We start from the raw sequence: 15,553 nt of genomic DNA on the forward strand, positions 1-15,553 counted from the left end.
GCAGTTCCAGGCGTGAGAGGGATGAATCGTGGTCAATGTCGAACAATTGAAAAACAGCGTGAACCGGATGTCGGTCGATGTTGTGCGCGAGGCTGTCCTCGAATTGCGTCTGGACGGTTTGGTGACGGAAGGAAAAACGCCTTTTAACAAATTGCACTTCAACACCTGTTTTGCCGAGATCGAGGCGCTGTTCCAGCGTGCGGGTTACCACCGGCAGCTGGATGTCGTGGGCTATCAGGGGTTGTTGTACGCACTTTACGACCCGGCTCGCTGGGAAGCCGTCGATGTGTTGCGCTGGCTCAAGGAATTCACCGAAGCGGCGGCGCGTACACAGATTCCGGCATGAGGATTCTCCGCTAGGTTCGATTCGGCCACTGTTGGATAATGCTGCCCTGTATTGAGGGTTAGAGCTTTCGTATGTCCACTTCATCTTTTTCTGCCGCACACAGCCAGGCCAGCACACTCTACTTGCCGCCGGGTTCGTGGCTGACCGTTATCGATTGCCTGTGCGAGCATTTCAGCGCTATCGGTCGCGAACAATGGCTGGACAGGGTGGCCCGCGGTCGCGTGCTCGACGGGCACGGAATGCCGATTGCATTCGATCTGCCGTACAAGGAAGGGCTGCGGATTCATTATTTTCGTGAGGTTGCGGACGAAAAGCCGATCCCGGTGGTCGAGTCGATCCTCTATGCCGATGAGCATTTGGTGGTCGCTGACAAACCGCATTTTTTGCCGGTGACTCCGGCAGGCGAGTACGTTGAACAAACGTTGCTGAGGAGATTGATCCGTCGTCTGGACAACCCACACCTGGTGCCGTTGCATCGTATTGACCGGCACACCGCGGGGCTTGTGCTGTTTTCCGCCAACCCGAAGAGCCGCTCTGCGTATCAATCGTTGTTTCCGACACGGCAGATTGAAAAGTACTACGAGGCAATCGCCCCTGCATTGCCTGATCTGACCTTTCCATTGGTGCATAAAAGCCGGCTCATCGATGGCGAGCCGTTTTTCCGCATGCAGGAAGGTCCGGGTATCAGCAATACCGAGACAGCGGTCGAGGTTCGGGAAAAGAACGGAGATCTCTGGCGGTATGCGCTTTACCCGGTGACGGGCAAGAAACATCAATTACGGGTGCACATGACTGCGCTGGGCGCCAGTATCTGTAACGACCCGTTTTACCCGCAGGTGCTCAAGGACGTTGAAGATGATTATGCCAATCCGCTGAAACTGCTCGCGCAGGGATTGCGGTTTATGGATCCGGTCACCGGCCAGGAAAGAGCGTTTGAAAGCACCCTCATCTTGCAGTGGTGAAAAAATCCCGGCCACGAAAAAGCCCGCGTCAAGCGGGCTTTGTCTTATCTGGCCGGTGCAGTAAAGATTACAACTCTTTAACGGTACGAACCTGATCCTTGTTGATGCGGGTTTCCTTGCCATCCAGCTGTTCGAATTCGTAGAAGCCCGATTTTTCATCGTACTTTGGCGAGTCGACTGCCTGGATTTCGCGGCCATCATTCAAGGTGATCACTGTCGGCGATGCGCAGCCCGCCAAGGTCGCGAGGCCTGCTGCGAGCATGAGAGTGGCGAGGGTCCGATGGGTCATGAGTGTATCTCCGAATAAGAATTCTTTTGGTTACTGAGCTTGTAGACGTACACAACGCACGCAAGTTCCTTGGCTAGTGTCATTCTGACACGGTATGCGCGCTTAGCAATTCCGGGGTGTTCAGGTTGGCCAGTCGAGGGTCGTTGTCTGCGCATTGCAGGGCGGTTGCCTCCAGTTTACGCATGATGCGTCCAGGGCTGCGTTCACCTTCATTCCATGCCGTGTCGAACGCGGCGCAGAGAGCGACAGGGATAACGCACAGCAACGGTTCCCAATGTGCACCCTGGCGCAGCATCAGCGGTTTGTCCGGATGCTGGCTGGCCATTTCGCGCATGCTGAGGAGCAGGGCATCGTCGATGCGGGGCACGTCGCACGGTAAGACCAACAAATAAGGATGACGGGCAGCCTTGAGGCCGGCGCGAATCCCGGCGAGGGGGCCGGGAAAATCGCCTTCGTCGTCATGGACCAACTGATCAGCGTAGGGCGCGTATTTATCCAGGTTCCTGTTGCACGAGATGATCAGGTCATTGCTCAGGTCGCGGGTCTTGCGATGCAGGTGCGCGATCAGCGGCGCGCCGTGCCATTCCAGCAAACCCTTGTCCTGACCGCCCATGCGTTGGCCGCGGCCACCTGCCAGGAGCAGAATGGAGCAGGGTGGCAATGCCGGGTTCGAGGTCATGGCGGGTCTCCATGGGGGCGCTGAAAAAGTGAAGCGCTGTGATATAACACCGAGCTGTTTTTCCTACAACTGGACGAGCCTATGAAAGCCAAGGCTGATGTACCTTTCGCGCCGCTTAACATTGCGGTGCTGACTGTCAGTGATACCCGAACCCTGGAAACCGATACGTCAGGTCAGGTTTTTGTCGACCGCTTGAGCGCCGCCGGCCACAACCTGGCCGCTCGGGTTCTGCTTAAAGATGATCTCTACAAAATCCGCGCGCAAGTCGCCAACTGGATTGCCGATGAGGTGGTGCAGGTGGTTCTGATCACTGGCGGTACCGGGTTCACGGGGCGCGACAGCACGCCAGAAGCGGTGAGTTGCCTGTTGGACAAGCAGGTAGATGGGTTTGGTGAGCTGTTCCGGCAGATTTCCGTTGCGGACATTGGTACCTCGACCGTCCAGTCCCGGGCGCTGGCCGGTTTGGCCAACGGTACGCTGGTCTGCTGCTTGCCCGGTTCAACCAATGCCGTGCGCACTGGCTGGGATGGGATTCTCGCCGAACAGCTGGATTCCCGGCATCGTCCCTGCAATTTCGTCGCTCACTTGAAGCAGGCGCAACCCTGTGAATCCCGTGGGTAAGCCAGGTAAAACCGGCAGCCTGATGCCGGTCGAGGTGGCGCTGGCGCGCTTGCTGGAAATGGCAGAGGCCTCGCCCATCCGCGAGCGTGAGCGTTTGCCTGTGGCGCTAGTTCAGGGGCGCGTGCTCGCCGATGACCTGGTTTCAACCCTTGATCTGCCACCTTGGCCAAACAGCGCCATGGATGGCTACGCCCTGCGGGCCGCTGACTGGACGGGTGAACCGTTGGTGGTCAGTCAGAAGATCTTTGCAGGTCAGGCGCCCGAACCGCTACAACCCGGCACCTGTGCCCGCATCTTTACCGGTGCACCGGTGCCAGCAGGTGCCGACTGTGTCGAGATGCAGGAAAATGCCGAGGTTCAGGCGGATGATCGAGTCCGTTTCATCGAGCCCATGACCCCCGGTCAGAACATCCGGCCACAAGGTCAGGAGACAACGGTGGGCGAGCTTGTTTTACCGGCCGGTACGCGCCTTGGATCAATCGAACAGGGTTTGGCGGCATCGCTGGGCTGCGCTGAGCTCGATGTTGTTCGCAAGGTCCGTGTTGCGGTTCTCTCTACCGGAGATGAATTGGTTGAACCGGGCCAGGCCCTGGGCCCAGGACAAATCTACAACAGCAATCGCGTGTTGCTGTGCAGTTGGTTGCAACGCCTGGGTTGTGAAGTCATCGATGCCGGTATTCTTCCAGATGATCTGGAGACCACTCGTGTTCGCCTGGCTGAGTTGAACGAGGTTGATCTGATCCTCTCAACTGGCGGAGTGTCGGTTGGCGAAGCCGATTTCCTCGGCATGGCCTTGCGCGAAGCGGGCGAGTTGACGCTATGGAAGCTCGCCATCAAACCGGGTAAGCCGCTGACTTTCGGGCATTATCGCGGTGTGCCCGTGATTGGTTTGCCCGGCAACCCGGCGTCGACATTGGTCACTTTTGCGTTATTGGCAAAGCCCTATCTTCTGCGCCGTCAGGGTGTAAAAGAGGTCGAGCCATTGAAGTTCCAGGTGCCGGCCGGGTTTGTCTGGCCAAAGGCGGGCAATCGACGGGAATACTTGCGTGGTCGCCTGGAGAATGGTCGGGCGATCATTTACAAGAATCAGAGCTCCGGCGTACTTCGCAGTGCCGCCTGGGCCGATGGCCTGGTTGAAGTGTTGGAAGATCGCACGTTGATCGAGGGTGAATATGTAGTGTTCATTCCTCTGAGCGAAGTTCTGAACTGACGCGTAGGGCTCAGTTGCCGCAAGCCCGGTAAAGCGCCGGGTCTTGCGTGCATGGCTGACGCTTAACGAACCAGAAGTGTCACGACCTGATCAAAGCGGCTGTTGGCAACCCAACCCAACAGGCCGAGGACGACCGCTGCCCCGCCTGCCGAATAGGCAAGTCTGTGTTTGATGGATTTGACGTCATTGCGCACTTCATCCATGTCTCTTCGGATGTATTTCAGATGAGTTTCCAGTTCAATGACGCGAGGTTCCATGTCAACTCCTGCAGCGGGTTTTGCGTTGTTGTTGAATTCAGCCTGATGATTGGTGCGATTTTCCGAGAACGGCTTTACCGGAGGGAGCGGCAACTTGATGTCATGGGTTTGCATGGAGAAAGACGCTCCTTGCATCTATGCCCTTTGAATAGCCGAAGCTCATATAATTTGCTTTTGTAACCTTTGGTGAGTGTCTACTCATTGCCTGCACATCCCTGTGTGGTTGCTTTTGATGACGTATAGCCGCCGAAACCAAGGTGAACCATTCGCCCTGGCGGGTCAATTAAGCCGATTCCTCATATATCGTAAGAAAATATCCCGACCTGTAGGACCGCAAACCAGCATGCCTCGAAAAATCTCAACGTCGTGCGACCTTTATAGGGGGCAGTGAGGTCAACATCTCCTGAATGAATTCCAATCAGGAGCTACGACAATGAGTGAGCGCAAGGCGCTGTTGATTCTGCATGGCAAGCAGGCACTCAACGAGGAGGTCCGCGCGGCTGTCGAAGGCAAGCGCAAGCAAGGGTGGACACTGGCCGTGCGGTTGACCTGGGAAGCGGGGGACGCGCAGCGCTGGGTGGAAGAAGCGTTGAGCGCAGGCTATACGCAACTGATTGCCGGCGGCGGCGACGGCACGTTACGCGATATTGCCGAGGCCCTGGCGGCGCACCCGAATCAGGCCAGCCTGGTCTTGATGCCATTGGGTACGGCCAATGATTTTGCTCGCGCGGCTGGCGTGCCTTTAGCACCGGCGCTGGCACTGGATCTTCTGGAGGTTGCGCCACACGCTATCGATCTGGGGGAAGTAGGAGGCCAGGTCTTTCTGAACATGGCCACGGGCGGTTTCGGCAGTCAGGTCACGGCCAATACGTCAGAAGACCTGAAAAAAGTCCTCGGCGGCGCAGCGTATCTGTTTACCGGCTTATCACGCTTCAGCGAGTTGCATGCGGCTTATGGCGAGTTGCAGGGGCCGGACTTTCATTGGAGCGGCGAGCTATTGGCGCTCGGTATCGGCAATGGTCGGCAGGCGGGAGGCGGGCATGTGCTATGTCCGGAGGCGCTGGCTGACGATGGTCTGCTGGATATCAGTATTTTACCGGCACCGCAGGAAGTGGTCGGTACGTTGAAAAACCTGCTGGCCGATGGCTTTGGCATCGATAACATGTTCGTGCGCGCTCGTTTGCCCTGGGTCGAGATCAAGGTCTCGGAAGGTCTGCACATCAACCTTGATGGCGAACCTCTGGAGGGCGACAACCTGCGCTTTACGGCGCGTGCCGCAGCGTTGCGCGTGCATTTGCCGGAAAATTCACCCCTGTTGAGTACATTGCAGTCAGCTAATCGTCCAGGCTGATGATTTGCTCGCGTACGGCAAACAGGACAAGGCCGGCGACATCGTAGATCTGCAGGCGCTTCATGATCTGCGAGCGGTGGGTTTCAACCGTCTTGATACTGAGGCTCAGGCCATTGGCGATTTCCCGGGTGGATTTTCCGCGAACAATCAGTCGCAGGATTTCCAGTTGCCGGGCTGTCAGGTTATGTGATTCTTGCGTTTCCGGCTGCTGCTTCTGGTTCCGGATCAGCGCCTGATTGATGACCGTGTGGGCGATGGCAGGGCTGAGGTAGCGTTCGTTGTTGCGCAGGGCATCCAGCGCATGTTCCAGCTCGGTGGCCGTGGTGTCCTTGAGTAAATAGCCATGAGCACCGGACTCCAGCGCTTGCATGATGAGCGCGGGATCGGTGTGCATCGACAGAATCAGTACCTTGCTTTGCGGGCGTACCCGCTTGAGTCGCTGCAAGGCTTCAAGACCGCTGGTCTCCTTCATGGAGATATCCAGTAGGACGATGTCAGGGGACAGTTTCTCGACCATTTCGAGCAGCTGCGAGCCGTCATTGGCCTCGCCAACTACCGCATAGCCGGGAATGTCCAACACCAGGGCGCGTACGCCAGCCCTGATCAGCGAGTGGTCATCCACCAGAAGTAAATTACAAGTCAATGCAAAACCTTATTCGTACTGGCCCGTTCGAGCGCACGGGGCGCCCAGGGGAAAAGTGCTTCGATTTGAGTGCCTTTGCCCAGCACGCTACTCACGGCCAGGGTCCCGCCCAACTGATCGATCCGTTCCTGCATCCCGGCCATCCCCCGCTGTCCCTCTCGACCGGGATCAACCGCGGGTGCGAAACCCTGGCCGTCGTCGCTGATCAATAGTGTCAGGCCTTGGGGCATGCGCTGTAGTCGGACCAGAAGATTTTTTGCATCGGCGTGGCGCAAAATATTGGTCACTGCTTCCTGGGTGATTCGAAAGGCTGCCACCGCCATTTCTTCCGGGACGCCGGTCAACCGTTGATGGCATTCCAGGCTCCAGTGCAGCGAGGTGTTGGCCAGGGTCTTGAGCAGATGCGCACGCAGACTGGCCTCCAGCCCGAGACTCGTCAATTGCCTGGGATTAAGGATGGCCGAGACGTCACGAACTTTGGTCAGGGTTTCTTCCAGCGTGTCGCAGAGCACCGAACACTGGCCCTGCATTTCATCAGGCATCCGACGTTTGAGCCATTCACTTTGCAGTTTTGCGGCGGTCAGCAACTGGCCAATATCGTCGTGCAATTCTCTGCTCAGACGATGACGTTCATTTTCCTGTACTTCCAACAAGCGGTCCGCCAGCTCTTGCGGTTCAAATTTTATCGACTGGCTCGAGAGGCGATCCTGGACCCGGACGCAGGCCAGTGCCGCGAGATTGAACGCCAACAAGCTCAGTGCAAGGGAGGTGGAGAAACCGAAGACCAGCAGGCTGCCAAGTGCCGAACAGGTGCACAGCAATAGCGTGAGCCGTCGAGCGTTTTTCTGGGACGGTGGCCATGAGGTGACTGACTTGAGGCTGGCGTACATAGCGGATGGAGCCAATGAATGTTCGCTGCGGGCAGACCGGCCATAGTGGCTGACGGGTCTCTGTCTGAAAAGCTGTAGTGACTCGTCTTGAGCAGAGCGGGCTCCTCTGGTGGAACCACAGCCTTTAGCGGCTTGCTCTGATCTGAAGTCCACTTTGCCATTAATTGGCGTCAACTAATGGGCGGCATAATACCACTTAAGATACCGTTGGTCGCGTTTGGTATATATGCCCATAGCGTCAGGCAATAACGCGATGGACGAGAGTTCCACTATGGAAAAGTTTTACGAAGGGGAGTAACGATTAATATCGAGTTGTCGCGCAAAGGCATGAAATATTCAATTGCGACATGAGCCCACTCATTTATAGAGCGGCTGCATGGCAATAAGAATACACATGGCTAAGTTGTCAGACTCATTCAAGCCTGCCGTTCCGAATAGGAAACGAGCGTAAACGGTTTGGAATTAACCGGTAACTGAAAATGACTCTGTCCGACCTGCAGCGCAAAGGCTTCGATCAGGGAGGTCTGTTCGCTGTCATCCAGGCTGAGCTGCCCGGTGGTCTGATCGATGAGTTCGAGTTGCCAGGCCATCAGCGTGAAGCAATCCTTCAGCGCGCCCAAGGCGTGCTCGTGCAGGTCAATGTGGGGGTGGGCGTGGTTCAGCAAACCGTGAATATGCAGGGAAAACTCCGACACGGCTTCCAGCGCCAGGGCATCGGCCCGGCTTGCCAGTTTGAGCAGGCTGCTGAGCATGCAATCGATTGCGTCCTTGTCATTGCTGATCAACTGCAGATGGCTCAGGCACTCCTCCGACTTGGCCAGAAGTGTTTCCGCCTCGACAAGAAACTCTGGCAAACGCTGAGCCCACTGCTTGGGTTTCTTCGGCATGCTTATCTCCACAACGTCATGTCAAATGAGGGGATGTCGCGTATGTCGACCAGGACGTCCAACGTCCCGACGCTGCCATGCCGGCATGAGATCGCGCTCCTGCAGGCCTGAGTGCAGGCTTGGGAACTCGAGAGGGTGGATGGCCACTTACCTGCGATCGCACACAAAAGCCTGACTCCGTTCATGCAATGAGAATGGCGTCACATTAATGGCTATTGGATATCGCGAATATCAGGTTGGACCTGATTGTTAATAGGGGAATCCCTTACACGAGGGAACCTAACGTGCAAACCGTGGTCGCGCCGTCGGGAGTGAAGCAGATGAATCGCGGATGCAGTAAACCATGATGTTATTGTGACATCAATGCTCGATCGTGGCATTTTGTCTCAGGGTCAAGATTTGGCAATAACAGCCGATAACCCTCTTTAAGTGAATTAATCAGAACAAGCCCAGGAGTCATTAATGGCCGGCATTCTCGACACGGTAGACCAACGCACGCAACTGGTGGGTGAGAATCGCCTGGAAATTCTCATGTTTCGCCTGGCTGGCCGGCAATTGTTTGCGATCAACGTCTTTAAAGTGCAGGAAGTGCTGCAACTGCCCAAGCTGACCCTGATGCCACAGCGTCATCCATTCGTCTGCGGCGTGGTCAATTTGCGCGGCCAGACGTTGCCGGTGATCGACCTGTCCCAGGCCATCGGCATGCGTCCGCTGATCCCGAGCCCGACCAGCACGATCATCGTCACCGAGTACAACCGCTCGGTGCAGGCATTCCTGGTTGGCGGTGTGGATCGCATCGTCAACATGAACTGGGAAGCCATTCTGCCGCCGCCGACCAGCGCCGGTCGCCAGCATTACCTCACGGCGATCAGCAAGGTCGATGACCAGTTGGTGGAAATCATCGACGTCGAGAAAGTCCTGGCCGAAATCGTGCCGTACAACGCCAAAGTCTCGCGCGAAAAACTCGACGATCCGGTACTCGAACGCGCCCGTGGGCGTGAAGTGCTGCTGGTCGACGACTCCAATGTCGCACTGTCGCAATTGCGCGACACCCTGGGCCAGTTGGGTGTGAAGATGCACATTGCCAGCGACGGCTTGAAGGCGTTGAACATGCTCAAGGCCTGGGCGGACACGGGCGTGTCCATGACGGACAAGCTGTTGATGGTGTTCACCGACGCCGAAATGCCGGAAATGGACGGCTATCGCCTGACCACCGAAATCCGTAATGACCCGCGTCTGCGCGGCCTTTATGTGGTCCTGCACACCTCCCTGTCGGGAAGCTTCAACGACTCGATGGTGAAGAAAGTCGGCTGCGACAACTTCCTCTCCAAATTCCAGCCGGACAAACTCGTCGACGTGGTGCGCCAGCGCCTGATGCTCGACGAAGTCCCGGCCTGATCATGATCAAGGACTGGCCACTTTCCCTGTAGGAGCGAGCCGCCCGGAGCAGGCTCGCTCCTACAAGGGGGCAGTGCTCTGTTTTCAGCCTTTGATTCGGTGACCAAGCTCGTATAGGGTGGCCTTTTTTGACCATCAGGGAGCTGGCCATGTTGCGTCTGAGCGCGCTTTACCGTTATCCGTTGAAATCCGGCAAGGGTGAAACCTTGCAACAGGTCGGCCTCGACAAACTGGGGCTGGACGGTGATCGACGCTGGATGCTGGTAGATGAGGCCAGCGGACGTTTCCTGACCCAGCGCGCCGTCCCGTCCATGAGCCAGTTGTCGGCGTTGTGGAATGCCGAAGGCGGCTTGACCCTCAGCGCCCCGGGCCGCTCGCCGATCGACATCGCCTTGCCCTCCAGCAACGCTGAACTGCGTGGCGTCACCCTCTGGCGCGACACCTTGCGCGTGCCGGATGCCGGTGACGAGGCGGGTGCCTGGGTCAGTGAGTTCATCGGCAAGCCTACACGCCTGGTGCAGGTTCCCCTTGATCGTGCGCGCATGACCGAGGCCGGTTACGGCAAGGACGATGATCAGGTGGCGTTCGCCGATGGTTATCCATTGTTACTGATCGGGCAGGCGTCCCTCGAAGATTTGTCGCAAAAGGTCGGACGTTCCCTGGAAATGCTGCGTTTTCGACCGAACCTGGTGATCGAGGGCAGCGAAGCCTATGCCGAAGACAGCTGGAAGCGTATTCGCATCGGCGAGGTCGAGTTTCGGGTGGTCAAGTCCTGCTCTCGGTGCATTCTGACCACCATCGATCCGCAAACCGGTGAGCGCAGCGATGACCGGGAACCGCTGGCCACGTTGCAGAAATACCGTGCCGAGGCCGACGGCGCGATGTTTGGACAGAATCTGGTCAACGACAGCAATGGTCGTCTTGAAGTCGGAATGCCGGTGACGATTCTCGAATAAAAGCCCCGGAATGAAAAATGCCCGTGTCCAAAGACACGGGCATTTTTTATCGCGATTAAAACCCGGGGGTTAGCCGCGGTATTCACACAGGTAAGCGGTGTCGACGGCCACTTTCAGCTGGAATTTGCTGTTGGCGGGCACGTTGAACTGGCTACCGGCGGCGAAGGTTTCCCAGTCGCTGCTGTCAGGCAGTTTGACGGTCAGGGCGCCGCTGACCACGTGCATGATTTCACGTTGGCTGGTGCCGAATTCGTATTCGCCCGGAGCCATGACGCCAATAGTCGCAGGACCTTCAGCGGTGCCAAAGGCGATCGACTTGACGGTGCCGTCGAAGTACTCGTTGACTTTAAACATGGGCGATTCCTCGAAAAGGGCTAAAAAGGGCCGGCCAGTATGCACAAGGCCTTGAGCGTCGTCACCTCTCTAGGAGGGGAGAATCAGCGGTAATAAGCGAGCGGTATTGCGCGCATCTTCCAGTGCCCGGTGTTGCTGTCCGGTGAACTGCATGCCTGCCAGTTGCAGGGCGCCATTGAGCCCCAGCGGGCGTTCCAGGCGCCTGGCCTTTGCAAAGCGCTGCTTGAGGTTCATGTGCGGCACGCGGCTCAAGGCGCTGTCGAGTTGCAGGCGCTCCCACTCCTGAACCAACTGTTTGCGATCGTAGTCGCCCCAGCTCGCCCAACCTTCCAGGCGTGAATGATGCTGGCCCAGCCAACGCTCGAACGCCGGCCAGACCTCGGTCAGCAGTTGCGCAGTATCGATATTGCCTTGGGTGATGTGCGTCAGCTCCCGGCAAAACGGTGTCAGCAAGGGCCGCCGCTGTGGCCGCACGAAACGCTGGAAGTGGTCCAGTTCGCGACCTTTGCGGTCCACCAGGGTGGCACCGATTTCGATGATTTCCATTTCCGTAACTGGCCAGCCACCTTCATCGGTGGTGGCTTCCAGATCTATCACCAGCCAGTGAGGCATCGCAGGTTTCCTGGTATCCGCGTCCTGATAGGGCTTGAGCGTAGCCAAACCCGGCGGATCCGCCTAGCGGCTTATTCGACCTCCAACAAAATCTGACGATTTTTGACCTGATCGCCGACCTGAACCTGCAAGCGTTTGAGCACGCCGTCGATGCCCGACTTGAGCGGATGCTCCATTTTCATGGCTTCGAGCACCACCAATAGCTGGCCTTTGCTGACCGTGCTGCCCTCACTGACCAGTACGTCGACGATGGCGCCGTCCATCGGTGCCTTGAGCGTGCCGGAACTGACGCTGGCCTGACTGCTGACCAGCGCCTGGGTCCGATCCAGCAGTTTCAAACTGCCGGGCTGCGCGAACAACCACAGGTGCCCGGCTTCGAGTCGATAGGCATGACGCTGGTGGATACCGTCAATCTCCAGCATTGCCCAGCGCCCATCGCTACGGATGATCTTCAATGTGAGCAGTTGCCCGGCGACTTGAATCCGAAACGCCCCGTCAGGCGAGGCGTTCAATTCCACCGGCCAATCCTGGTCATTCAGGCCGATGCGGTAATGCAAGGGCACGCTGGCATTGTTGCGCCAGCCCTTCAGCGGTGCCGCGTGAGCCTGTGCCGACGCTTGATAGAACAGCGCCGCAGCGATGGCCAGCTCCGCAGCGCTCGGGACATGCGCCTGCAAGCACGGATCGTCAGCAAAGCAAGTCGGGATGAACCCGGTGTTGAACTCGCCGCTGATGAATTGCGGGTGTTGCAGCAGACTGGCAAGCAGGCGCTGATTGCTCTGTACGCCCAGCAGCACGCTGTCCTGCACCGCCCGCAACAACTTGCGTCGGGCCTCTTCGCGGGTTGCACCGTGGGCGATGATTTTGCCCAGCATCGGGTCATAGAACGGACTGATGTCCTGGCCTTCAATCAGGCCATGATCGATCCGCACACCATTGTGCAACGCCGGCTCCCACGCCTTGACTTGACCGGTTTGCGGCAGAAAGTCGTGAGCGGGATCTTCGGCGTACAAACGTACTTCCATGGCATGCCCGCTGAGCTGAACCTGCTCCTGTCGCAATGGCAGCGGTTGTCCTTCGGCGACGAGCAGTTGCCAGGCCACGAGGTCCAGCCCGGTGATCAGTTCGGTCACCGGATGTTCCACCTGCAGCCGGGTGTTCATCTCCAGAAAGTAGAACTGCCCGTGTGCATCCAGCAGAAATTCCACCGTGCCGGCGCCGACGTAATTCACCGCCCGGCCGGCCTTGAGCGCAGCCTCGCCCATGGCCTGACGCAACTCGCCGGTCATCACCGGGCAGGGCGCTTCTTCGATGACTTTTTGATGGCGGCGCTGGATCGAACAGTCGCGTTCGCCGAGGTAGATCAGGTTGCCGTGCTGATCGCCGAACAATTGAATCTCGACGTGGCGCGGGTCGATCAAGGCTTGCTCGAGAATCAGTTCGTCGCTGCCGAAACCATGCTGCGCTTCGGAGCGTGCAGTACGCAGTTGTTCCAGTAACTGGCTGGCATCCTGTACCAGGCGCATGCCTCGTCCGCCCCCGCCCGCACTGGCTTTGATCATCAGTGGGTATCCGATGCGTTCAGCTTCACGACTCAGGGTTGCATCGTCCTGTTCGGCGCCTTGATAGCCTTTAACGCAGGGCACTCCGGCATCGATCATGGCGATTTTCGACAGGCGTTTGCTGCCCATCAGCTCAATGGCTTCGGGGCTGGGGCCGATGAAGGTAATACCCGCGTCACGGCAGGCAAGGGCGAAGCCAGCGTTTTCCGAGAGGAAGCCGTAGCCGGGGTGGATCGCATCGGCACGGGTGCGCCGGGCCGCGTCGATGATGGCCGGGATGTTCAGGTAAGACTGCTGCACCGGGGCCGCGCCGATGTTGACGGCTTCGTCGGCCATTTGTACGTGCAGGGCATCGGCGTCGGCGTCGCTGAAGATGGCGACAGTGCGATAGCCCAGCGCCTGGGCAGTGCGCTGGAGGCGGCAGGCGATTTCACCGCGGTTGGCGATCAGGATTTTTCTGAGTGCGGGCATGAAGGCTTTCCTTGATATGTGCGGTGAATGTGATGGCCTCATCGCGAGTAAACCCGCTCCCACATTTGGAATGCATTCCCCTGTAGGAGTGAGCCTGCTCGCGATGCTTTTAAGAGGCCCACCCCGGTTTTCTTTTTTGCACAAAAGCCATCGTCCCTTCGATGCCTTCTGCGCCCGTCACCGCTTCGCTAAACCACTGCGCCGCGTCATCCAACAGTGCATCCGACGGTTGCCCGGCACTCGCCAGCAACAGTTTTTTAGTCGTCGCATTCGCCCCCGGCGCGCAGCACAGCACATGGGCGAGGACTTCATCGAGGCGTTCGGCCAGCGCTTGCGCGTCATGCTCGACAAAGTGCACCAGGCCCATGCGCCGCGCCTGAGTACCATCGAAACGCGCGGCGGTCAGCGCCAGGCGCCGGGCCTGGGTCAGGCCGATGCGCTGGACCACAAACGGGGCGATTTGCGCGGGCAGCAAGCCAAGGCTGGTTTCCGGTAACCCGAACTGCGCCAGGTGATCGGCCAGGGCGACATCACTGACACACGCCAGCCCCAGTCCACCGCCTAACACGGCGCCTTGCAGCACCGTAATCACCACTTGCGGCGCGTGTTGCACCTCTTGCAGCAGTGCGCCAAAGGCCCGGTTCAACTCGCGATAGGCGTCCGAACCTTGAGCGCGTGCGTTGGCCATGTCCTTGATGTCGCCACCGGCACAGAAATGTCCGCCGGCACCGCCAATCACCAAGGCCCGAACCGCACGATCATCACGCACCGCCGCAAGGACCGCGCGCAGTTCGGCGACCATGTGCAGACTCATCGCATTGCGGCTTTTCGGACGATTGAGGGTGATGTGCAGCACGCCGTTATGCGACTCCAACAGCAGCGTCTGGCAATCGGGCAGGGTGCTCATTTCTTTTTCCCCGGCAGAATTCCCATGAGTTTGCAGATGATCCCCAGCATGATTTCATCGGCGCCACCGCCAATCGACACCAGCCGCACATCGCGGTAAGCGCGGGCCACCGGGTTGTCCCACATGAAACCCATGCCGCCCCAATATTGCAGGCAACTGTCGCTGACTTCACGGCCCAGACGCCCGGCCTTGAGCTTGGCCATGGAAGCCAGGCGAGTGACATCCTGGCCTTTGATGTATTGCTCGGTGGCCTGATAGACCAGCGCCCGCAGGCATTCGATTTCGGTTTGCAGCTCGGCCAGACGGAAGTGGATCACCTGGTTGTCGATCAGCGCATTGCCGAAGGTTTTGCGCTCCTTGCAGTACTCGATGGTGCTGTCGACGCAATACTCCAGGCCCTTGATCATGTTCGCCGCGCCGAACAGCCGTTCCTCCTGGAATTGCAGCATTTGCATCATGAATCCGGCGCCTTCATGGCCGATGCGGTTGCGTTGCGGCACACGCACATTGTCGAAAAACACCTGGGCGGTTTCCGAGCTGCGCATGCCGAGTTTGTCCAGGTGCGAGCTGAGGCTGATGCCGGGGGTGTTCATCGGCACCATGATCAGCGACTTGTTGATGTGCGGTTTGTCGTCCGAGGTGTTGGCCAGCAGGCAGATGAAATCGGCGCTGGGCGAGTTGGTGATCCACATCTTGCTGCCGTTGATCACGTAATCGTCGCCGTCCTTGCGGGCGGTGGTTTTCAGCCCGGCGACGTCGGAGCCGGCACCGACTTCGGAAACGCCGATGCAACCGACCTGTTCGCCGGTAATCGCCGGGCGCAGGAATTCTTCACGCAATTCATCGGAGCCGAAGCGGGCGAGGGCGGGCGTGCACATGTCGGTCTGCACGCCGATGGACATCGGAATGCCGCCGCAATGGATGGTGCCGAACTCTTCGGCCGCGGCAATCGAATAGCTGTAATCCAGCCCCATGCCACCGAATTTTTCCGGTTTGGAAATTCCCAGCAGGCCGAGGTCACCGGCTTTGCGGAAGATTTCATGGATGGGGAAACGACCGGCCTTTTCCCATTCCTCGACGTGGGGGTTGATCTCGTGATCGACGAACTGGCGGACGGTGCGGCGCAGTGCTTCGTGTTCCTGGGTGAAGATCATTTTT

The 15,553-nt window shown here is 58.3% G+C and carries 18 protein-coding genes; 7 read left to right on the top strand and 11 right to left on the bottom strand.

Translation table 11 applies throughout. From position 1 onward, the window contains the following. Window positions 1–28 precede the first annotated feature (28 nt). Together H8F22_RS22970 and H8F22_RS22975 are read left to right on the top strand one after the other, a co-directional pair. Window positions 29–346, top strand: coding sequence for a transcriptional regulator (locus H8F22_RS22970; protein ID WP_027925747.1), 318 nt, complete (start codon window positions 29–31; stop codon window positions 344–346). A gap of 71 nt (window positions 347–417) precedes the next feature. Beyond that, window positions 418–1,308, top strand: coding sequence for a pseudouridine synthase (locus H8F22_RS22975; protein ID WP_059182412.1), 891 nt, complete (start codon window positions 418–420; stop codon window positions 1,306–1,308). Window positions 1,309–1,375: 67 nt separating this feature from the next. Here H8F22_RS22975 and H8F22_RS22980 read toward each other — a convergent pair whose 3' ends face one another. Further along, complete coding sequence (locus H8F22_RS22980) at window positions 1,376–1,597, bottom strand: YgdI/YgdR family lipoprotein (protein ID WP_027925749.1); 222 nt, start codon at window positions 1,595–1,597, stop codon at window positions 1,376–1,378. A 79-nt stretch (window positions 1,598–1,676) separates the two neighbouring features. Then, window positions 1,677–2,276, bottom strand: coding sequence for a molybdenum cofactor guanylyltransferase MobA (mobA, locus tag H8F22_RS22985; RefSeq protein WP_027925750.1), 600 nt, complete (start codon window positions 2,274–2,276; stop codon window positions 1,677–1,679). Window positions 2,277–2,357: 81 nt separating this feature from the next. Between mobA and moaB the strand changes: the two genes are divergently transcribed. Together moaB and H8F22_RS22995 are read left to right on the top strand one after the other, a co-directional pair. Next, the gene (gene moaB / locus H8F22_RS22990) at window positions 2,358–2,897 is read left to right on the top strand and encodes a molybdenum cofactor biosynthesis protein B (RefSeq protein WP_027925751.1); all 540 of its coding nucleotides are present in this window, start codon (window positions 2,358–2,360) and stop codon (window positions 2,895–2,897) included. Window positions 2,898–2,919: 22 nt separating this feature from the next. Then, window positions 2,920–4,107 (top strand): molybdopterin molybdotransferase MoeA, encoded by a 1,188-nt coding sequence (locus tag H8F22_RS22995; RefSeq protein WP_172825982.1) that lies wholly within the window; start codon window positions 2,920–2,922, stop codon window positions 4,105–4,107. Window positions 4,108–4,169: 62 nt separating this feature from the next. Here the strand turns inward: H8F22_RS22995 and H8F22_RS23000 are convergent, their stop codons facing one another. Then, window positions 4,170–4,478, bottom strand: coding sequence for a hypothetical protein (locus H8F22_RS23000; RefSeq protein ID WP_027925753.1), 309 nt, complete (start codon window positions 4,476–4,478; stop codon window positions 4,170–4,172). Window positions 4,479–4,797: 319 nt separating this feature from the next. Between H8F22_RS23000 and yegS the strand changes: the two genes are divergently transcribed. Continuing rightward, complete coding sequence (yegS, locus tag H8F22_RS23005; protein ID WP_027925754.1) at window positions 4,798–5,715, top strand: lipid kinase YegS; 918 nt, start codon at window positions 4,798–4,800, stop codon at window positions 5,713–5,715. Here the strand turns inward: yegS and H8F22_RS23010 are convergent. From H8F22_RS23010 to H8F22_RS23020, 3 genes are all read right to left on the bottom strand, one after another. After that, window positions 5,699–6,358: a response regulator transcription factor gene (locus H8F22_RS23010; RefSeq protein ID WP_027925755.1), complete on the bottom strand. Its 660-nt coding sequence runs from the start codon at window positions 6,356–6,358 to the stop codon at window positions 5,699–5,701. The genes yegS and H8F22_RS23010 overlap by 17 nt on opposite strands. Further along, window positions 6,355–7,248 (bottom strand): sensor histidine kinase, encoded by an 894-nt coding sequence (locus H8F22_RS23015; RefSeq protein WP_027925756.1) that lies wholly within the window; start codon window positions 7,246–7,248, stop codon window positions 6,355–6,357. Before H8F22_RS23015 ends, H8F22_RS23010 begins: the two co-directional genes overlap by 4 nt. A gap of 416 nt (window positions 7,249–7,664) precedes the next feature. After that, window positions 7,665–8,135, bottom strand: a complete 471-nt coding sequence (locus H8F22_RS23020; protein ID WP_027925757.1) for a hypothetical protein — start codon at window positions 8,133–8,135, stop codon at window positions 7,665–7,667. A gap of 462 nt (window positions 8,136–8,597) precedes the next feature. Here H8F22_RS23020 and H8F22_RS23025 point away from each other — a divergent pair, with 462 nt between their 5' ends. Further along, complete coding sequence (locus H8F22_RS23025) at window positions 8,598–9,533, top strand: chemotaxis protein CheV (RefSeq protein WP_027925758.1); 936 nt, start codon at window positions 8,598–8,600, stop codon at window positions 9,531–9,533. A gap of 149 nt (window positions 9,534–9,682) precedes the next feature. Next, window positions 9,683–10,489 carry an MOSC domain-containing protein gene (locus H8F22_RS23030; RefSeq protein ID WP_059182415.1) on the top strand — a complete coding sequence of 269 codons (807 nt, stop codon included), beginning with the start codon at window positions 9,683–9,685 and terminating at the stop codon, window positions 10,487–10,489. Window positions 10,490–10,558: 69 nt separating this feature from the next. On the opposite strand, the gene ppnP is transcribed toward H8F22_RS23030, so the two are convergent. The 5 genes from ppnP to atuD form a co-directional block, all read right to left on the bottom strand. Then, window positions 10,559–10,843, bottom strand: a complete 285-nt coding sequence (gene ppnP, locus H8F22_RS23035) for a pyrimidine/purine nucleoside phosphorylase (RefSeq protein ID WP_007940055.1) — start codon at window positions 10,841–10,843, stop codon at window positions 10,559–10,561. Window positions 10,844–10,912: 69 nt separating this feature from the next. Further along, window positions 10,913–11,455 (bottom strand): exonuclease domain-containing protein, encoded by a 543-nt coding sequence (locus tag H8F22_RS23040; RefSeq protein ID WP_027925760.1) that lies wholly within the window; start codon window positions 11,453–11,455, stop codon window positions 10,913–10,915. A 71-nt stretch (window positions 11,456–11,526) separates the two neighbouring features. Then, window positions 11,527–13,488: an acetyl/propionyl/methylcrotonyl-CoA carboxylase subunit alpha gene (locus tag H8F22_RS23045; protein ID WP_194940718.1), complete on the bottom strand. Its 1,962-nt coding sequence runs from the start codon at window positions 13,486–13,488 to the stop codon at window positions 11,527–11,529. A gap of 109 nt (window positions 13,489–13,597) precedes the next feature. Continuing rightward, window positions 13,598–14,395 (bottom strand): enoyl-CoA hydratase/isomerase family protein, encoded by a 798-nt coding sequence (locus tag H8F22_RS23050; protein WP_194940719.1) that lies wholly within the window; start codon window positions 14,393–14,395, stop codon window positions 13,598–13,600. Further along, entirely contained in the window at window positions 14,392–15,549 is a 1,158-nt protein-coding gene (gene atuD, locus H8F22_RS23055; RefSeq protein ID WP_027925763.1) for a citronellyl-CoA dehydrogenase, read from the bottom strand. Before atuD ends, H8F22_RS23050 begins: the two co-directional genes overlap by 4 nt. Window positions 15,550–15,553: the final 4 nt, after the last annotated feature.

It is taken from the genome of Pseudomonas mucoides (assembly GCF_015461845.1).
GTDB classification, from domain to species: domain Bacteria; phylum Pseudomonadota; class Gammaproteobacteria; order Pseudomonadales; family Pseudomonadaceae; genus Aquipseudomonas; species Aquipseudomonas mucoides.

Bases quoted from the DNA above. Each gene is read 5' to 3' on its own strand.
- H8F22_RS22975 (WP_059182412.1), top strand. From the start codon at position 418: ATGTCCACTTCATCTTTTTCTGCCGCACACAGCCAGGCCAGCACACTC.
- H8F22_RS22980 (WP_027925749.1), bottom strand. From the start codon at position 1,597: ATGACCCATCGGACCCTCGCCACTCTCATGCTCGCAGCAGGCCTCGCG.
- mobA (WP_027925750.1), bottom strand. From the start codon at position 2,276: ATGACCTCGAACCCGGCATTGCCACCCTGCTCCATTCTGCTCCTGGCA.
- moaB (WP_027925751.1), top strand. From the start codon at position 2,358: ATGAAAGCCAAGGCTGATGTACCTTTCGCGCCGCTTAACATTGCGGTG.
- H8F22_RS22995 (WP_172825982.1), top strand. From the start codon at position 2,920: ATGCCGGTCGAGGTGGCGCTGGCGCGCTTGCTGGAAATGGCAGAGGCC.
- H8F22_RS23000 (WP_027925753.1), bottom strand. From the start codon at position 4,478: ATGCAAACCCATGACATCAAGTTGCCGCTCCCTCCGGTAAAGCCGTTC.
- yegS (WP_027925754.1), top strand. From the start codon at position 4,798: ATGAGTGAGCGCAAGGCGCTGTTGATTCTGCATGGCAAGCAGGCACTC.
- H8F22_RS23015 (WP_027925756.1), bottom strand. From the start codon at position 7,248: ATGTACGCCAGCCTCAAGTCAGTCACCTCATGGCCACCGTCCCAGAAA.
- H8F22_RS23020 (WP_027925757.1), bottom strand. From the start codon at position 8,135: ATGCCGAAGAAACCCAAGCAGTGGGCTCAGCGTTTGCCAGAGTTTCTT.
- H8F22_RS23025 (WP_027925758.1), top strand. From the start codon at position 8,598: ATGGCCGGCATTCTCGACACGGTAGACCAACGCACGCAACTGGTGGGT.
- H8F22_RS23030 (WP_059182415.1), top strand. From the start codon at position 9,683: ATGTTGCGTCTGAGCGCGCTTTACCGTTATCCGTTGAAATCCGGCAAG.
- ppnP (WP_007940055.1), bottom strand. From the start codon at position 10,843: ATGTTTAAAGTCAACGAGTACTTCGACGGCACCGTCAAGTCGATCGCC.
- H8F22_RS23040 (WP_027925760.1), bottom strand. From the start codon at position 11,455: ATGCCTCACTGGCTGGTGATAGATCTGGAAGCCACCACCGATGAAGGT.
- H8F22_RS23045 (WP_194940718.1), bottom strand. From the start codon at position 13,488: ATGCCCGCACTCAGAAAAATCCTGATCGCCAACCGCGGTGAAATCGCC.
- H8F22_RS23050 (WP_194940719.1), bottom strand. From the start codon at position 14,395: ATGAGCACCCTGCCCGATTGCCAGACGCTGCTGTTGGAGTCGCATAAC.
- atuD (WP_027925763.1), bottom strand. From the start codon at position 15,549: ATGATCTTCACCCAGGAACACGAAGCACTGCGCCGCACCGTCCGCCAG.